Below are 17,538 nucleotides of genomic sequence, written 5' to 3' on the forward strand. Positions count from 1 at the left end.
GCGGCGCTTTGAATTGATGGAAGAGGAAGGATTTGATCGTGACTGTTTCTCTGATTATGGCGTTTTGGGCCGTATCATTTTTGTTTGTTATCACGCCCGGGGTCGACTGGGCCTACGCGATTTCGGCAGGTTTGCGAGGCCGCGTCTTACCCGCTGTAGTCGGCATGCTTTCCGGCCATCTTGTGGCCACGCTGATCGTCGCCGCAGGTGTGGGGGGAGTGCTGGTCAAAATTCCCTATGCATTGCTGACGTTAACGCTGATGGGGGCGGCCTATCTTTTATGGCTCGGCCTCAACATGTTGCTCAAGCCTTCGCTGCCTGCTCAAGGGACATCCCACGATGAAGGTGCCTGGATGGCCTGGGCGATAAAAGGACTATGCGTCAGCGGTCTCAACCCGAAAGTCCTATTGTTGTTCCTAGCGCTACTACCTCAGTTCACTGATGCGTCAGCCGCATGGCCAGTAGGGGCTCAGATTGTCGCTCTAGGCCTGATTCATGGTGTCAGTTGCGGTGTCGTCTATCTCGCGGTCGGCTATGGCGCTGGTGCGGTGCTTGCTTCACGACCAGCAGCGGCAACCAATGTGAGTCGGATATCGGGAGCCGCGATGATCGTAATCGCTGTGGTTCTAGCTGCCGAGCGGCTGGCCATTTGAATTGAGGAAGTGAAATGTCTGATCAAATCAACGCCCCCTATAACAACCCTCCTCGCGCAAGGGTACGAATTCCACATTTACAGGACATGAAGGCACGGGGTCAGAAATGGGCCATGTTGACTGCTTATGACATGTACGCAGCGTCAGTGTTTGAGGCGGCAGGAATTCCAGTGCTGCTCGTCGGCGATTCCGCAGCCAACAACGTGTTTGGACATAACTCGACGTTGGCAGTAACAGTTGACGAGATGCTTCCTCTTGTCAGGGCGGTTTCGAATGCTGCCGAACGAGCGTTGGTCATTGCCGATTTGCCTTTTGGCTCTTATCAGGGATCGCCTGAGCAATGCTTCCATACCGCAGTGCGCTTCATGAAGGAAGGCGGCGCTCATGCCATAAAGCTCGAAGGTGGGATCGAGATGCTTGCGCAGGTAGAGATGTTGGTAGCCGCTGGCATACCAGTTATGGCCCATATCGGTTTTACCCCACAGGCAGAACATCAGCTGGGCGGATACCGCATCCAGGGCAAAGGCGAAGACGCGCAGCGGTTGATTGATTTGAGCGTTGCCTTCGAGCGTGCTGGGGCGTTTGGCCTGCTGATAGAGATGGTGCCAGGCGATGTAGCAACGAGGATCACCGAGACAGTCTCCATCCCTACCGTAGGAATTGGTGCTGGTAATGGCTGCGATGCACAGGTGCTTGTCTGGCAGGACATGGCGGGACTAAGGGATGGTCAGTTGCCGCGATTCGTCAAGCAGTATGCGGATATGAGAAAGGTGATGAGTGACGCTGCTCAAGCCTTTGCTAAAGATGTCGAATCGGGCTCATTCCCTGGGCCAGAACATACTTTTTAGAGCATCGGAGATCGCAATGAGCACACTGCGCCAGAAGGCGATAGAAGGCCTGGAGGAAGGTGACACTTTTGAAATCAAACGCACTTTTTCGGACGCAGACATCGTCCAGTTTGAAGCGCTATCGCGCGATCACAACCCAGTGCATTCCGATGCCAAGTATGCAGAGGCCAAAGGCTTTGATGGTGTCATCGCTCACGGTTTGCTTACTGCGACATTGATCACAGAGATCGGAGGGCAGTTGGGGTGGTTGGCTACCTCCATGAGTCTGCGCTTCAAGCGCCCCGTTTATATGGGGGATGAGCTTACATGCGTGTGGAAAATCATGGGGATCGATGAGGGTAATCGGGCTCAAGCCGAGGTAATCGTGACCAACAGTAGCGGCCTGGCTGTCTTGCTCGCGGAAACGACAGGGTTAATTCCCAATGACGCCGAGAGAGAACTACTTGTATCAATAACGATTGATGAGACCTAGGCCTATCAGGGCGATGCAAAAACACCTTTTGTAGAGAATTTACAGATGCATGGCTTACTAAAATTAATTATTCGACCGGGAACGGAAATGGCAGACGCCGGCTTTCTCGTTTTAGCCGCTTTCGTTGGTTGCGCAGCGGGACTATTGCTGGCCTACAAAGTGTCGATCTCGGTGGGATTGCCCTTCGCACTTTGTGCAACCGTAATGCTTCATCTCACCTGGCGGACGCCAGGTTTCTCTCCCCAAACGACACAAAAAAAATCGGGCCGTGCTGACGTATAGCATAACGGGAATAGTGGGGCCGTCTGATCGGTGCAATCAATCAAAGACCTGCTAAATGATTCCCCTTTTAATGGGCATTTTTATGAATCGCATATGACTGCTTTTGGCCGATAGCTGCCGGTCAAGATCAACTATTTCCAACTCAGCGCAGACATTGCACAGGATGGTGTTGGATTATATCCAGACGTCGTTCAAGGCCGTTCTTTCGCCATCTTCATGCCCGGTATTCAAAATACCTCGTGGCTCGATCATCATCAGTTTTGCTTCACCTTCAGCAGCCGTCCGATGTTCAACGCCGCGGGGTACTACATACAGTTCACCCGGGCTCACATAGACGCAGCCATCCGGCAGGTCGATGCGCAAGGTGCCTTCCAGGACAAGAAATGCTTCGTCGGTCTCAGGATGTGAGTGCCAGATGAATTCGCCTTCGATTCGCACAACCTTGAACTGGTAGTCATTCATTTCTGCAACAACCCTGGGACTCCATTGCTGTTCGATGAGCGAAGCTTTACGTGCCAGGTTTACAGGAACTAATGATTGTTGATGACGGAGCTTTGACATGACGGATCCTCTGTGGTCGAAGCCGTCATCCTATAGAGCATGGAGCGGGGCGCTCTTGTACGATCCTGCAAGTCAGCGTGCGGCCCGCAATCGTTCCAGCCAGCGCATTGGCGGGACTCCGTAGCAGCGGCTGAAGTGTCGCGTCATATGACTTTGATCGTGGAAACCCGCGACGAGGGCCGCATCCACCAAGGTGAAACCTTCAAGCACCAATGCGCGGAACCGATCCAGACGGCGCAGGGTGACAAATCGGTAAGGGCTCGTACCGTAAAGTGTTCTGAAGTCGCGTGACAGGCTCCAGCGTTCGCGCCCACTGGCATGTTCCAGCATCTCCAGCGAAATGCATGTGTGCAGATGTTCCAGGATGAATGCTCTGGCGCGCTCGGCTGCGCGGTAATCCAGACGTTTGCGCCCGCGCGGCTTGCCCCCGACGGCACGCAACGCCATCGCCAAGTCATACAGCGCGTCCTGTTCCTCCAGTGTTTCCAGTGGATAATCCACCGCTTGCACGAATGCTTCACTGGCATGGAACAGACGCGGATCGCTCGACAGCCCCCCTGCGATAAAGGGCAAGGGTTCTCCGCCCAAGACGTTCTGGATTAAGGCCGGATCAACGTAGGCCATTCGATAACGAAATCCAGCATCGGTGCCGGCCATACCATCATGGAGTTCGTCTGGGTGAAGTACGAGCGTATTGCCGGGGAGACCGTGGCGCAACGAGCCCACGTAGTGAAAGCTCTGGACGCCCGCCAACGTACGGCCGATCGAGTAGGTGTCGTGTCGATGAGGATCGTAGCCGTGGCTGCCGAACCACGCTTCGATACGCTCGATGCCTGCGGGTTGAACACTGCGGATGACCCAGTCGGCGTTGGCACGTTGGCCATTTTTCTGATCCATGAATGTACCTCTCCAATTCCGAGCAGGGGTCGTGAAGATCTGCCTGTCGGGAATATACAAGCACGGTATTCAGATGTCTGTTTTTGACTGCTTTGGTCCCCGAAGCTGCCCTTGATGTCTGTTTGTTGTCGTCATAGGCTACGGGCATTCATGGAGGATCTGACTGATGGCACGCGTGGGTTTGATACTGACACCCGGTTTTGCGGACTGGGAATATGCTTTCATTGCTGGTACGGCGTCCCCGTTTTACGGGGTCGACGTCAGGTTTTTTGCTCCCACTACGGGGCAGTTTCGTTCGCAGGGCGGATTGGCTGTAACGGTCGATAGCAGCTTGCAAAAATGTCTGGACTGGAAGCCGGACGTTGTCGTCGTCATTGGAGGAATGATCTGGGAAAGTTCAGAAGCACCGGATCTTCGAGACTTTCTCCATGCCAGTCGTTCAAGTGGAGCAACCATTGCCGGTATCTGTGGCGGCACGCTGGCACTTGCGAGAGCCGGGCTTCTAGACACGGTTGCTCATACCTCGAACAGCGCTGACTTCTTACAGAATGCCGTCAGTTATGAGGGCTCCACGCTTTACCGAAGCAGCTCGATGGCGGTGATGGCAGACCGCATCATTACTGCTCCAGGCACCGCCCCCGTTAGCTTCACCTGCGCAGTGTTTGAAGGCGCCGGGTTATCTCCGGAGAGCATTTCTCAGTTCAGGTCAATGTTGGCAGCAGAACATGGGTGATCACGTCGTCCCGGTATGTCGGGCACATTCTCAGGAGACATTTCATCGACTCATGACTGCCGCCAGTTTCGGATGGTTTTTTGCGTAATACAGCTCTGACTCAGCGTCATCTTCGAGGAAGTGCCATATCTTTTTTGATCGCATGGAATATATGACGATAACCAGAAATACCCCGAGATAAAGCCACATCAAACTGGTTGCGCCGGATCTGGACATGATGGCGCCCGTCATCATGAATGACACCGAGCCGCCTAGCTGACTGATCACTAATGTGGATGCCATCAGTCGCACGCGTACGCCGGAGGGGATCGACATGACCCTCTTGTCCATTCCGACCATCGTAATGCAAGCACTCGCCGCCCCAACGAAAAACAGGCAAGTACTCAACTGCCAGATTTCGTCGGTTTGTGTCGCTGCACAGAGTGCAAACGTTAATAAGGCCCAACATCCAAGATACTTGTTGCGCTGATTTTGCTTTTTGGTAATCAGCGGGCTTAAAAAGAATAAACCTGCAACGGCTCCAGCAGCGAACACTGCATTGAACAAACCCACGCTACCTTCAGCTAGACCGCGAGTGTGTATGAGCGCTGGAACCAGCATCGGTACGGTCGCTGTTACGGTCAGACCCAGTAGTAATCCGGAAAAGGTCAAAAATTGTTCTGGCGGTAGAACGCATTTGAGTTTAAGCCCCAAAAACATGTCGTTAATGAGATCGCTTGATGTTTTTTTGCGTTGCAGGGTAGGGGCTGCACTAACCGGTAGCGCCATGGCAAAGACGACTGTTACCAGTGCGACTATCGAAGAAAAACGCAGCGAAATTTCCATCGAGAAAACAGCAATCACAATACCCGCCAACAAAGGCCCGGCGACCCGGCCTACGGTGACAACAATCCGCCGGACACGAAATGCCGCTTCCGTACGATGTTTCTCAACGGTTTCCCCAGGATAGATGCCCAAAAGCGGCTGAATCACCCCAAATGCTGATACGGCAATGACATCGATCAGTATCAAGGCTTCGAGCGAGTACCAGTTCGAGGCAAAAAAGTAGCGCAATACGCTCGCCAACAGAATCGTAAAACAGCCCACCTTGAGCGCCGCACTGCGGCGCATCGACTCAACACGCGGCGCGAGACACAACATGGAAATGATCGCCGCGAGCGCGAGCGCTGTTTCGTATGCAGCCAGCTCCATCAGGCTTCCCCGCTGCACGATAATCAGAGGTAACGTGGTATTCCAACAGCCGAGGTAGATCCACAGTAACAAGTCCAGGCAAAGGTACTTTCGAAATGTACTCAATGGGTGATTTCCTTGCTCTGCACCTTGTGTTTGGGATGTCCGCGATGCAACTGCGCAAATCAGCTTATGCCTGCGCCTACATCCGGTGATGTTCCAGCAAGAAGTCGACGAACAACCGCACCCGCGCCGGCATCGTCGCGCCGCCGATGAACACCGCATGAATCGGTTCCTGGTCCCCCGGGTTCCACGCCTCCAGTAGCGCAATCAGATCGCCGCGCTGCAGATCCTCGCTCACGCTGAACTCTCCTATACGGGCAATGCCAGCGCCCACTCGCGCGAATTGTGCCAGCGCTTCACCACTGCTGCATTCGATGTTGCCGCTGACCTTCAGGGAAAACACTTTGCCATCGCGGATGAATGGCCAGTTGGGTTCGGCACGCTTGAAATTGAAGCGCAGGCAGTTGTGTTGGAGCAGGTCTTCCGGTTCCTGCGGGACGCCGTGGCGCTGCAGATACTCGGGCGATGCCACCACGACCTGGCCGGTGGTGCCAATCCTGCGTGCGGTCAGCGGGCTGTCGGGCAGATGACCGAAGCGAACGGCGACGTCGGCCTGCCCGCCGAGAATGTCGACCACTTCGTCGCCGAGGGTAAGGTCGACGACGATGTTCGGGTAACGCGCGCTGAAGGCTGCGATCAACGGAACGATGGCCAGCCTCCCATGGCCAAGAGCGGCACTGACCCGCAATCGCCCTCTGGGCACGCCTTGATCGGCGATGGCGTCTTCGACCTCGTCCATGTCGGCGAGGATCCGCCGGGCGCCGCGCAGGAACGCTTCGCCCTCGGCGGTGAAGGTGATCGCGCGGGTGGTACGCACTAGCAGGCGGGTGCCAAGACGCTGCTCGGTGCGCGCGATGATCCGACTGACTGCCGAGGGTGTCAGGCCCAGTGCACGCGCGGCGGCCGACAGGCTGCCTTCCTGCGCGACGGTGGTGAACACGCTCATTTCACCTGACCTGCCGTTGAAATCCACTTGTGCCTCCTACGCAAAGGTGATTGCCAAAAATGCCATCTACCGCCTGAAAAGACAGGATCGTAGCATTGGCGGCATAGATAAGGAGCTTTCCATGCGTATCAATCCACCCCTTGTTGCACTCGCCATCGGTGCCTTCGGCATCGGCGTAACAGAATTCGCCCCCATGGGCATGTTGCCGGGGATCGCTGCGGATCTGGGCGTTTCCATTCCCGCTGCCGGTTTGCTGGTCAGTGCTTATGCGTTGGGCGTATTGCTCGGCGCACCGCTGATGACCCTGACCACTGGCAAGATTCCCCGACGCTATCTGCTGATCGGGCTCATGGCGATTTTCACCCTCGGTAATCTGATGTCAGCCCTGGCCACTGACTACTACAGTCTCATGGTCGCCAGGGTCGTGACCTCACTGAACCACGGTGCCTTCTTTGGCGTCGGCTCCGTCGTCGCCGCTACCCTGGTCGCCCCGGAAAAACGTGCCGGGGCGGTTGCGGCGATGTTCATGGGCCTGACCCTGGCGACCATCGGCGGTGTGCCGCTGGCCGCCTGGTTTGGCGAAATGTTCGGATGGCGCACCGCTTTCTGGGGGATTACCGGCCTGGGCGTGGTGACCATGGCTGCGTTGTGGTTCGCCCTGCCGAATGTGCGGGCGCCGCAAAGCGTCGGTGTCATGGCGGAAATCCGGGTGTTGGGGCGCGGCCCGGTGCTGGCCGCGCTGGCCCTGACCGTGGTCGGCTCGAGTGCCATGTTCACCGTCTTCACCTACATCGCGCCGATCCTCAGCAGCGAGACCCATGCGTCCACCGCCTTCATCACCGCCATGCTGATGCTTTACGGTGTCGGTTTGACGCTGGGCAACATGTGGGGCGGCAAGGCCGCTGACCGTTCGATCGATCGCACCCTGATCGTCTCGCTGAGCGTGCTGATTGTCGTGTTGTTGGCGTTCACCGTACTGATGCGCTGGCCGCTGCCGGCCGCCGTGGCCATCCTGATCTGGGGTATTGCCAGCTTCGCCCTGGTGCCGCCGCTGCAGATGCGCGTCATGGAAGCGGCCAAGGACGCGCCCAATCTTGCTTCTGCGGTGAACATCGGCGCCTTCAACTTCGGCAACGCGATTGGCGCGGCGCTGGGCGGCGCGGTGATCAGCAGCGGCCTGGGTTATCCGGCGATCTCCCTGGCCGGCGCGGCAATGGCGGGCCTGGGACTGCTGATGGTTTTGGGGTTTGCGTGGCGTTCCAGAACGGTTGAAGCGGCAGTGGTGTAACAGTTCAACAATGCTCGGCGAGTTGTCAGTATTCGAGAGGATGAGTAAGCTGCCCCCATGAATCAGCCATCCCTATCTGCCTCCTCGCCGAGCACTCGCGGCCCCGCCGAACACGACATTCGTGACCAGATTGTCGCTGCGGCCAACGAGCATTTCAGCCAATACGGCTACGGTAAAACCACGGTTTCCGACCTGGCCAAAGCCATCGGTTTTTCCAAGGCCTATATCTATAAATTCTTCGATTCCAAGCAGGCAATTGGCGAGGCCATTTGCGCCAACTGCCTGGGCCAAATCGCTGCTGCAGTCGAACAAGCGGTTAACGCAGAAGCGCTTTCAGCGACCGAGCGTTTGCGCAGGTTGGTCAAGACCGTGATCGCCACGGGCGTGGACCTGTTCTTCAACGATCGCAAGCTCTACGACATCGCGGCGTTTTCCGCATCGGAACGCTGGAACAGTGCTCAGGTGTATGAGGCGCAGATCAAGGCCTTTATCCTCGACATCGTGCGTCAAGGTCGAGAAGCGGGGGAGTTCGAGCGCAAGACACCGCTGGACGAGACCGTCGAGGCGATCAATCTGGCGTTGCGACCTTTCGTCAACCCGCTGCTGTTGCAACACAATCTGGATCTGATCGAACAAGCGCCCACGCTGACGACCAACCTCATCCTGCGCAGCCTCATGCCTTGACCTTTCCCTGAGCAAGATTTTCAGGCGAATCAATTCAAGGCGACATCCTCTTATCAAAGTTCCTGTTCCCTGCACATGAGAGGCGGGAGCGCTATACATTCAGCTGGAAGTGACCATTGCCTGAATTGGTCATATCGATGATAGGGCGACAGGCAAGTCTAGATGCCAGGTAACCATAGCAATAGCGAGTCTGGCTTTTCGGTTGATTGGTAGTCTGATATTGCTGCTGGTCAGGATGTATTTATTTCTTGAGTTGTGACCATTGACGATATTGGTCACAAGACTGAGAATATGATGATCATCCTATTCTCAGTAAGTGAACCTATGCGCCGGCTCCGACCTTTCCCCATTGCCGCATGCTTGTTGCCTCTTGCCCTGACCGCGTGTGGCGACTCTTCCTCCGTTGCAGATCCCCGTACGCAGGCGCCGCTGGTCAGATCCGCTGCTGTGCAAGTGTCACCCGATGTCGCTCGCTCTTTCAGCGGAGTGGTCGCGGCGCGCGTTCAGGGCGACCTGGGGTTTCGCGTAGCGGGCAAGGTGCTCGAGCGCCTGGTTGATACAGGACAGGCCGTGAAGCAAGGGCAGCCGCTGATGCGTCTCGACCCGATCGATCTCGGACTGCAGGCGCGGGCGCAGCAGGCGGCGGTCATTGCTGCTCGCGCCAGCGCCAAACAGACAGCCGACGACGAGGCTCGTTATCGCAAACTGGTCGGCGTTGGCGCCATTTCGGCATCAGCCTACGACCAGTACAGAGCCGCTGCGGAGACTGCAAAGGCGCAGCTCAATGCCGCGCAAGCGCAAGCCGACGTAGCGCGTAATGCTTCGGGTTATGCGCTGCTGGTCGCTGATGCGGACGGCGTGGTGGTGGAAACACTCGCTGAACCCGGGCAAGTCGTCAGCCCGGGACAACCGGTGGTGCGACTGGCGCGTGCAGGTCAGCGCGAAGCCATCGTGCATCTGCCCGAAACCTTGCGTCCGGCCGCCGGTTCCACCGCGCAAGCCAGCCTCTACGGGGTGAATTCAGCGGCGGTGACGGCAAAGCTGCGGCTGCTTTCGGACTCGGCAGACCGCACAACGCGCACGTTCGAGGCGCGCTATGTGCTCGAAGGTGCGCTGGCCAATGCGCCGATCGGTGCGACCGTGACCCTCAGCATTGCCGAAGGCGCCACGCAGACACAGGCGTTACAAGTCCCCATCGCCGCCGTTTACGACCCGGGCAAAGGCCCCGGGGTGTGGATCATCGCCGGGACACCGGCAACAGTGACCTGGCGAGCGGTTCAGGTTCTGGGGCTGAGTGATGATTCGGCGCGCATCGCCGGCGACCTCACTGCGGGTGAGCAGGTAGTGGCGTTGGGCGCCCATCTGCTGCGCGATGGCGAAGAAGTGAGATTGCCGCAACAGAGTGAAGCCAGCGTTGCCGGGAGTCATCCATGAGCCAGGGGCGATTCAACCTTTCGGCCATCGCCGTGCGCGAGCGGGCGATCACCGTGTTTCTAATTTTCCTGATTGCCGTTGCAGGGACGTTGTCGTTCTTTCAGCTGGGACGTGCGGAAGATCCGCCGTTTACGGTCAAGCAGTTGACCGTGATTACCGCGTGGCCGGGCGCGACGGCGCAAGAGATGCAGGATCAGGTCGCCGAACCCCTTGAAAAGCGCCTGCAAGAACTCAAGTGGTACGACCGCTCGGAAACCTACACCCGCCCTGGACTGGCGTTCACGATGGTGTCGTTGCTCGACAGCACGCCGCCGTCGCAAGTGCAGGAAGAGTTTTATCAAGCACGCAAGAAGCTCGACGATGAAGCCTTCAAGCTGCCGTCCGGTGTGATCGGGCCGATGATCAACGATGAGTTTTCCGACGTGACCTTCGCGCTGTTCGCCTTGAAAGCCAAAGGCGAGCCGCAGCGCTTGCTGGTGCGTGATGCGGAAGCCATGCGCCAGCGCCTGCTGCATGTGCCGGGTGTGAAGAAGGTCAACATCATCGGTGAGCAAGCCGAGCGCATCTACGTTTCGTTTTCCCATGACCGCTTGGCGACCCTCGGCTTGTCGCCACAGGACATCTTCGCCGCGCTGAACAGTCAGAACGTGCTGACGCCCGCCGGCTCCATCGAAACCAATGGGCCACAGGTGTTTCTGCGTCTCGACGGTGCCTTCGACAAGGTGCAGAAAATTCGCGACACACCGGTCTCCGTGCAGGGACGCACACTCAAGCTCTCTGATGTCGCGACGGTTGAACGCGGTTACGAAGATCCGGCGACTTTTGTTGTGCGCAATAACGGTGAAGACGCGCTGCTGCTGGGTGTGGTGATGCGCGAGGGCTGGAACGGTCTGGATCTGGGCAAGACGCTGGATGCGGAGACTGCGCGGATCAATGCGGAAATGCCATTGGGCATGACCCTCGCCAAAGTCACCGACCAAGCGGTGAATATCGACTCCGCTGTCGGTGAGTTCATGGTCAAGTTTTTTGTTGCGCTGCTGGTGGTCATGCTCGTGTGCTTTCTCAGCATGGGCTGGCGGGTAGGGGTGGTGGTCGCTGCGGCTGTGCCGTTGACCCTGGCAATCGTGTTCGTGGTGATGGCCGCCACCGGCAAGAACTTTGATCGCATTACCCTCGGCTCATTGATCCTCGCGCTCGGGCTGTTGGTCGATGACGCGATCATCGCCATTGAAATGATGGTGGTGAAAATGGAGGAGGGCTACGACCGCATCGAAGCGTCCGCCTACGCCTGGAGCCATACGGCGGCGCCGATGTTGTCCGGTACGCTGGTGACGGCAATCGGCTTTTTGCCCAACGGTTTTGCCCAGTCCACTGCCGGCGAATACACCAGCAATATGTTCTGGATTGTCGGCATTGCGCTGATCGCGTCTTGGGTCGTCGCGGTGGCGTTCACCCCGTATCTGGGCGTGAAGTTGTTGCCGGACATCAAGAAGGTCGAAGGTGGCCATGCGGCGATCTACAACACGCCGAATTACAACCGCTTCCGCCGGCTGCTGACTGCCGTGATCGCACGCAAATGGCTGGTGGCTGGCACGGTGGTCGCGCTGTTTTTCGTCGCCGTTCCCGGCATGGGGCTGGTGAAGAAGCAGTTCTTTCCGACCTCCGACCGTCCCGAGGTGATGATCGAGGTGCAGATGCCTTACGGGACCTCGATCGAGCAGACCAGCGCCACGGCCGCCAAGGTCGAAGCCTGGTTGCAAAAGCAGGATGAGGCCAAAATCGTCACGGCCTATATCGGCCAGGGTGCGCCACGCTTCTTCCTGGCGATGGCGCCGGAATTGCCCGACCCTTCGTTCGCCAAAATTGTCGTGCTCACGGACAGCCAGGAAGCACGCGAAACCCTCAAGTTCCGACTTCGTGAAGCGGTTGCTGAAGGCCTCGCGCCGGAGGCTCGTGTGCGGGCCACGCAAATTGTCTTTGGTCCTTATTCGCCGTTTCCGGTTGCCTACCGGGTGATGGGACCAGATCCGGCGAAGTTGCGCGACATCGCCGAGCAGGTCCGGGGCGTGCTGCAAGACAGCCCGATGATGAGAACCGTGAACACTGACTGGGGACCGCTGACCCCGACACTGCATTTCAGTCTCGATCAGGACCGTCTGCAAGCTGTGGGGCTGACCTCCAATGCGGTCGCCCAGCAACTGCAGTTCCTGCTGAGCGGAGTGCCGATCACGGCGGTTCGCGAGGATATTCGTTCTGTGCAGGTCGTCGGTCGTGCCGCCGGCAACATCAGGCTCGACCCGGCGCAAATCAAGGGTTTCACCCTGGTCGGCGCGGCGGGACAACGCATCCCGTTGTCGCAGATCGGCGAGGTCGATGTGCGCATGGAGGACCCGATTCTGCGGCGCCGTGACCGCACGCCGACCATCACCGTGCGTGGCGACATTGCCGAAGGCTTGCAGCCTCCGGATGTTTCGGGTGTGATCCTCAAGCAGTTGCAGCCGATCATTGAAAAACTGCCCTCCGGTTACCGGATCGAGCAGGCGGGTGCCATCGAGGAGTCCGGCAAAGCGGGCAAGGCGATCTTGCCCTTGCTGCCGATCATGATCGCCATGACGTTGCTGATCATCATTGTGCAGGTGCGTTCGATCGCGGCGATGATCATGGTCTTCCTCACATCGCCGTTAGGCTTGATTGGTGTGGTGCCGACGCTGCTGATCTTCAATCAGCCGTTTGGCATCAATGCGCTGGTCGGTCTGATTGCGCTGTCGGGGATCCTCATGCGCAACACGCTGATTCTGATCGGGCAGATCCATCACAACACGCTGGAGGGGCTGGATCCGTTCCACGCCGTGGTCGAAGCCACGGTGCAACGTGCGCGGCCGGTACTGCTGACGGCAATGGCGGCCATCCTGGCCTTTATTCCCCTGACACACTCGGTGTTCTGGGGCACGCTTGCCTACACCCTGATCGGTGGCACATTCGTCGGCACCATCATGACGCTGGTGTTCCTGCCGGCGATGTACTCCATCTGGTTCAAGATCCGCCCTGAGCACAACGCTCAGACTGAAACAGTCAAACTGGCCTGAAATCGAGGCCCGCTCTGGCGGGCCTCTTTGTCCCCCCGTCAAAGCGTGGTGATCTGCCCATTGCGATCCAGTTCATACACCTTATTCCCCTGCAATTTCTCCTTCAGCCACCGCTCGGCTTTACCCAGCGGCCGTTGCCGCGCCCAGAGCAAATCCACACCAATCTGCCAGTCGGTATGCGGATACGCCGAGAGCTGCAGTTCCACCAGTTCACCCTTGGCCAGTTCACGTTGAATGAGCTGGCGGGGCAGGGTGGCCCAGCCGAGTCCGGCGCGGACCATTTCCAATAACGCCAGATAACTTTCCGCTTGCCACAACTGGGTCGAGCGCAGGTATTCACTGCTCGGCAGTTTGCTCGCGTGGGCGCTGAAGGCCAGGCGGCGATGGACGTGCAGGTCGTCGAAGGTGACGTTATCGAGTTGCGCCAATGGATGGTCGGGGTGGCAGACGTGCAACATGATCAGTTTGCCCAGTTGCTGGAACGCCAGTTCCTTGGGGTAGCCGGGCTGTGAGAACGCCACGCCGAGTACCGCTTCGCCGCTGCTGACCAGTTCGCTAACGTCGCCGTACACCGGATGGCGGATGATCAGGTCAACGAAGGGGAACGCAGCTTCGAAGGCTTTGAGCACCGGCATGATTGGCCCGTACGGCGTTTCAATGGCGAGCGTCAGGCTGGTTTCGACGTTGTCCGACAGGCAGTCAGCGTGGGCTTCGAAGGTCATGCAGCGTTCGAGTACGGCTTCGGCCTGCACCAGCAATTTGTGGCCGCTGGCGGTGAGGGCGGGGCTGCGGTTAGTGCGGTCGAACAGGTCGACGCCAAGGTCGGTTTCGAGGTTGGCGATCGCCGCGCTGATGGTCGATTGGGTCTTGCCCAGTTTGCGCCCGGCGGCGGAGAACGATCCGCTTTTGACCACTTGGACGAACATCAACAGTTGATCGATTGAGAAGCGCAAGCGGTGGACTCCTGGGTCGAGGATGGAGGTTTAAAGCAGATAACCAATCCAAACCAATGCCAGATTCGTGCCATCGAAAAAAGCGATGGTTGCTAATTTGGTTCATCGCAATAAACGTTCAACCATGGCCCCGCGTCAAACGATCTCCGGGGCGGATCTGACTTTCAAGCGCCCCTGAGCATGCCCGCGATCTCAATAGATGCCGCACCTTCAGGAGCGTGTGAAATGACTACACAACGCATTCATCCGGTGGACGAGATTTTGCCACTGCGACAGTTGTTCACGTTTGGCTTGCAGCATGTTCTGGTGATGTACGCGGGAGCGGTGGCGGTGCCGCTGATTCTTGGCAGTGCGATGGGGCTGACCTCGGCGCAGGTGGTGTTGCTGATCAACGCCAACCTGTTGACCTCGGGTGTGGCGACGCTGATTCAGACCCTCGGCTTCTGGAAATTCGGCGCGCGGCTGCCGCTGATTCAGGGCTGCTCATTCATTGCCCTGGCGCCGATGATCATGATCGGCAAGGAATTCGGCCTCAGTCAGATTTTCGGTGCAGTGATCGCCGCTGGCTTTATCACCATTGCCCTGGCACCGGTGTTCAGCCGCTTGCTGCGGTTTTTTCCGCCGGTGGTGATTGGCAGTCTGATCACCATTATCGGCATCTCGCTGATGCCGGCAGCCGCGATCTGGCTGGGCGGCGGCAATCCCGACTCGGCGGATTTCGGCAATCCCGCCAACCTGTTGCTGGGCCTGGCCACGGTCAGCGTGACGCTGGTGATTTACGCCAAATGCAAGGGTTTCCTCGGCAACCTCAGCGTGCTCATTGGCCTGTTCGTCGGTAGCCTGATCGCAGCGGCCTGCGGCATGACTCACTTCAATCGTGTCAGCGAAGCCGCGTGGTTTGAGCTGAGCGCGCCGATGGCTTTCGGCGCCCCGGAATTCGCACCGGTACCGATTCTGATCATGACCCTGGCGATGCTGGTGATCATGGCCGAGACCACCGGCAACTGCCTGGCGATCGGCAAACTCACCGGCAAGCCGACCACGCAACAAACCCTCGGCAACGCGTTTCGCGCCGACGGCTTGTCGACCATGCTCGGTGGTTTGTTCAACAGCTTTCCCTACAACGCCTTCACTCAGAACACCGGTTTGATTGCGCTCTCCAACGTGAAAAGCCGCTTCGTCGTGGCCGCTGCGGGGGCAATCATGGTGCTGATGGGCTTGTTCCCAAAACTCGGTGCGTTGATCGCGGCGGTGCCGACGCCAGTGCTCGGTGGCTGCGCGATCGTCATGTTCGGCATGACCACGGTGGCGGGTATTCAGGAACTGTCGCGGGTGCAATTCGAGGGCACTCGCAACGGCATCATCGTCGCCGTATCGGTAAGTGTCGGTGTGCTGCCGATGTCCTTTCCGGCGCTGTTCGAACACGTTGGGCCAACGCTGAAACTGGTGCTCGACAGCGGGATTTTCCTCGGCGCGATCACCGCTATCGTTCTCAACATCCTGCTCAACAACGAAAAAAAATCGACCGAAACCATCGGCGCTGAACTGGCCGACTGACCTTGTGTTTTCCACTGCCCAGGAGTTACCCATGAATCAATTCACTCAGCTCATTCCGGCCGGCGTCAGCGAGCTTGATCTGACCTTGCTGCGCCAGACCATCGCCTTGTCCGAGGCATCGAAGCAACGCGGTCGCCATCCGTTTGCGGCATTGGTGGCCGACCGCAACGGCAAGGTGATTGTCGAGGCGGGGAACAACTCGATGCCGCCGGAAGGCGATCCGACTCAGCACGCCGAGCTGGTGGCGGCCGCCGCAGCGGCAAAACTGCTGTCGCCGCAAGAGCTGGAACTGTGCACGCTGTACACCAGCGCTGAACCTTGCTGCATGTGCGCCGGCGCGGTGTATTGGACCGGGATCGGGCGGGTGGTTTATGCCTTGTCGGAGCATGCGTTGCTGGGATTGACGGGTGATCATCCGGAGAACCCGACGTTCTCGCTGCCGTGCCGCGAGGTGTTTGCCAAGGGGCAGCGCAAGGTCAGTGTGTTGGGGCCGATGCTGGAGGGCGAGGCGGCTGAACCGCATAAAGGCTTCTGGTCGTAAACTGCTGTCCGCTTCACAAGGTCCAGCGAGGCGGGGACATTAAACGAGCTTGAATGCCGCGCATCTTCGGATGCGCGGCAATTCTCACGAATCCATCGCGAGACGAACCGCGCTTTTACAACGCAAACGTAGTACCACGGGTATTCACAAACAGTGAATAGATCGAGTGACTGCTAGCCATGAACAGCCGATTGCCTTCGCGTCCCCCAAAGCACAGGTTAGGGCAGCGCTCTGGCAGGGAAATGTGTCCGATGGCCTTGCCCTGCGGATTGAACACGCGCACGCCGTCGAGTTTTTCCAGGTCGGCCTTGGGGTCACCATTGCCGCCCCAGCCGCACCACAGGTTGCCGGCTTCGTCGCATTTGATGCCGTCGATAGCTGCATATTCCAGCCCTTCGATGTGCTTGCGGCGTTCGCCCAGTGTGCCGTCGTCTTTTACGGCAATCGCCCAGATCAGGCGATTGGGTTTGGCGCGACCTTCGACGACGTACAGGGTTTTTTCATCCGGAGAAAAGCACAGGCCGTTGGGGCCGTTGAAGTCATCGATGACCCGAGTGACTTTTTTGCTCTCGCCGTCGATGCGGTAAACGGCGTGGGGCTGGCTCGGGGTGATCTTGTGGCCTTCATAGTTGTTGCCGGTCTGGAAGGGTGGGTCGGTGAACCAGATCGAGCCGTCACTTTTGCAGACGATGTCGTTGGGCGAGTTGAAGGGCTTACCGTCGAAGCTGTCGGCCAGCACGGTGATCGTGCCATTGGCTTCGGTACGCGTGATGCGCCGGCCTTCGCTGGTGGTGGTGGAGCCTTCGCAGACGATCAGACGCCCTTGGCGATCCCGGCACATGCCGTTGGAAAAGTTCGAATGTTCGCGGTACACGCTGAAGGTGTCGGTGATTTCGTCCCAGCGCATGATGCGATTGTTGGGGATGTCGCTGACCAGCAAATAGCGGCCATCACCGACCCACACCGGCCCCTCGGCCCAGCGCATACCGGTGGCAAGTTTTTCAACACTGGCGTTGAAAATACGCAGCTCGAGGAAGCTGTCGTCGAGGATGTGAATCAGCGGATCAGGGTAGCGCTGACTCAAGGGTTCGGCGGCTTCGGCGATCCGCGTCAGTGCGGTGCTGCCAACGGTGGCGAGCGTGGCGGAAACGGCGAGGGACTTTTTCAGGAAGCTGCGGCGGGTGTTGCCTTGCGCTTGGTTGAGGCACTCAGGTTTGGCGGACAGGCGTGAGTCCATGTAGCGATCTCCGTGGTTTTGTTTTTTTTGTGGGAGACGTAGTAATACCTTGTGATAGGACATCGTACAAGTT

At 58.2% G+C, this 17,538-nt stretch carries 16 protein-coding genes; 10 read left to right on the forward strand and 6 right to left on the reverse strand.

Going from position 1 to position 17,538, the window contains the following annotated elements; translation table 11 throughout:
* The first annotated feature begins 32 nt into the window (after window positions 1-32).
* Genes ACIF4X_RS00925 through ACIF4X_RS00935 form a run of 3 tightly spaced genes read left to right on the forward strand, consistent with a single transcriptional unit; the run spans window position 33 to window position 1,973 of the window.
* Window positions 33-653: a LysE family translocator gene (locus tag ACIF4X_RS00925; RefSeq protein ID WP_397480544.1), complete on the forward strand. Its 621-nt coding sequence runs from the start codon at window positions 33-35 to the stop codon at window positions 651-653.
* Window positions 654-667: 14 nt separating this feature from the next.
* Window positions 668-1,501: a 3-methyl-2-oxobutanoate hydroxymethyltransferase gene (gene panB / locus ACIF4X_RS00930; protein WP_397480545.1), complete on the forward strand. Its 834-nt coding sequence runs from the start codon at window positions 668-670 to the stop codon at window positions 1,499-1,501.
* A gap of 16 nt (window positions 1,502-1,517) precedes the next feature.
* Window positions 1,518-1,973, forward strand: coding sequence for a MaoC family dehydratase (locus ACIF4X_RS00935; protein ID WP_064118106.1), 456 nt, complete (start codon window positions 1,518-1,520; stop codon window positions 1,971-1,973).
* A 456-nt stretch (window positions 1,974-2,429) separates the two neighbouring features.
* Here ACIF4X_RS00935 and ACIF4X_RS00940 read toward each other — a convergent pair whose 3' ends face one another.
* Both ACIF4X_RS00940 and ACIF4X_RS00945 read right to left on the reverse strand, forming a co-directional pair.
* The gene (locus tag ACIF4X_RS00940) at window positions 2,430-2,816 is read right to left on the reverse strand and encodes a cupin domain-containing protein (protein ID WP_397480546.1); all 387 of its coding nucleotides are present in this window, start codon (window positions 2,814-2,816) and stop codon (window positions 2,430-2,432) included.
* A gap of 72 nt (window positions 2,817-2,888) precedes the next feature.
* Window positions 2,889-3,713 (reverse strand): AraC family transcriptional regulator, encoded by an 825-nt coding sequence (locus ACIF4X_RS00945; protein ID WP_397480547.1) that lies wholly within the window; start codon window positions 3,711-3,713, stop codon window positions 2,889-2,891.
* Between the two features lie 166 nt (window positions 3,714-3,879).
* Between ACIF4X_RS00945 and ACIF4X_RS00950 the strand changes: the two genes are divergently transcribed.
* On the forward strand, window positions 3,880-4,446 hold the full coding sequence (locus ACIF4X_RS00950) for a DJ-1/PfpI family protein (RefSeq protein WP_397480548.1): 567 nt from the start codon (window positions 3,880-3,882) through the stop codon (window positions 4,444-4,446).
* A 42-nt stretch (window positions 4,447-4,488) separates the two neighbouring features.
* Here ACIF4X_RS00950 and ACIF4X_RS00955 read toward each other — a convergent pair whose 3' ends face one another.
* Window positions 4,489-5,637 carry an MFS transporter gene (locus ACIF4X_RS00955; protein WP_397480549.1) on the reverse strand — a complete coding sequence of 383 codons (1,149 nt, stop codon included), beginning with the start codon at window positions 5,635-5,637 and terminating at the stop codon, window positions 4,489-4,491.
* A 181-nt stretch (window positions 5,638-5,818) separates the two neighbouring features.
* Entirely contained in the window at window positions 5,819-6,712 is an 894-nt protein-coding gene (locus ACIF4X_RS00960) for a LysR family transcriptional regulator (RefSeq protein WP_397480550.1), read from the reverse strand.
* Between the two features lie 94 nt (window positions 6,713-6,806).
* On the opposite strand from ACIF4X_RS00960, the gene ACIF4X_RS00965 reads away from it, so the two are divergent.
* The 4 genes from ACIF4X_RS00965 (at window position 6,807) to ACIF4X_RS00980 (ending at window position 13,177) form a co-directional block, all read left to right on the forward strand.
* A complete protein-coding gene (locus ACIF4X_RS00965) occupies window positions 6,807-7,973 on the forward strand; it encodes an MFS transporter (RefSeq protein WP_160040023.1) in 1,167 nt (388 codons plus the stop codon).
* 57 nt (window positions 7,974-8,030) lie between these two features.
* Window positions 8,031-8,657, forward strand: a complete 627-nt coding sequence (locus tag ACIF4X_RS00970) for a TetR/AcrR family transcriptional regulator (RefSeq protein ID WP_397480551.1) — start codon at window positions 8,031-8,033, stop codon at window positions 8,655-8,657.
* A gap of 324 nt (window positions 8,658-8,981) precedes the next feature.
* Entirely contained in the window at window positions 8,982-10,091 is a 1,110-nt protein-coding gene (locus ACIF4X_RS00975) for an efflux RND transporter periplasmic adaptor subunit (protein WP_397480552.1), read from the forward strand.
* Complete coding sequence (locus ACIF4X_RS00980) at window positions 10,088-13,177, forward strand: efflux RND transporter permease subunit (protein ID WP_397480553.1); 3,090 nt, start codon at window positions 10,088-10,090, stop codon at window positions 13,175-13,177. Before ACIF4X_RS00975 ends, ACIF4X_RS00980 begins: the two co-directional genes overlap by 4 nt.
* A 38-nt stretch (window positions 13,178-13,215) precedes the next feature.
* Here ACIF4X_RS00980 and ACIF4X_RS00985 read toward each other — a convergent pair whose 3' ends face one another.
* Window positions 13,216-14,130 (reverse strand): LysR family transcriptional regulator, encoded by a 915-nt coding sequence (locus ACIF4X_RS00985; protein WP_397480554.1) that lies wholly within the window; start codon window positions 14,128-14,130, stop codon window positions 13,216-13,218.
* 225 nt (window positions 14,131-14,355) lie between these two features.
* On the opposite strand from ACIF4X_RS00985, the gene ACIF4X_RS00990 reads away from it, so the two are divergent.
* Together ACIF4X_RS00990 and ACIF4X_RS00995 are read left to right on the forward strand one after the other, a co-directional pair.
* On the forward strand, window positions 14,356-15,687 hold the full coding sequence (locus ACIF4X_RS00990) for a nucleobase:cation symporter-2 family protein (protein ID WP_102899753.1): 1,332 nt from the start codon (window positions 14,356-14,358) through the stop codon (window positions 15,685-15,687).
* Between the two features lie 31 nt (window positions 15,688-15,718).
* Window positions 15,719-16,228 carry a nucleoside deaminase gene (locus ACIF4X_RS00995; protein ID WP_008077533.1) on the forward strand — a complete coding sequence of 170 codons (510 nt, stop codon included), beginning with the start codon at window positions 15,719-15,721 and terminating at the stop codon, window positions 16,226-16,228.
* A gap of 115 nt (window positions 16,229-16,343) precedes the next feature.
* On the opposite strand, the gene ACIF4X_RS01000 is transcribed toward ACIF4X_RS00995, so the two are convergent.
* A complete protein-coding gene (locus ACIF4X_RS01000) occupies window positions 16,344-17,465 on the reverse strand; it encodes an SMP-30/gluconolactonase/LRE family protein (RefSeq protein WP_397480555.1) in 1,122 nt (373 codons plus the stop codon).
* Between the last annotated feature and the right edge of the window lie 73 nt (window positions 17,466-17,538).

Origin of the sequence: Pseudomonas sp. NPDC085632, from assembly GCF_044541255.1 — a bacterium.
GTDB lineage: Bacteria > Pseudomonadota > Gammaproteobacteria > Pseudomonadales > Pseudomonadaceae > Aquipseudomonas.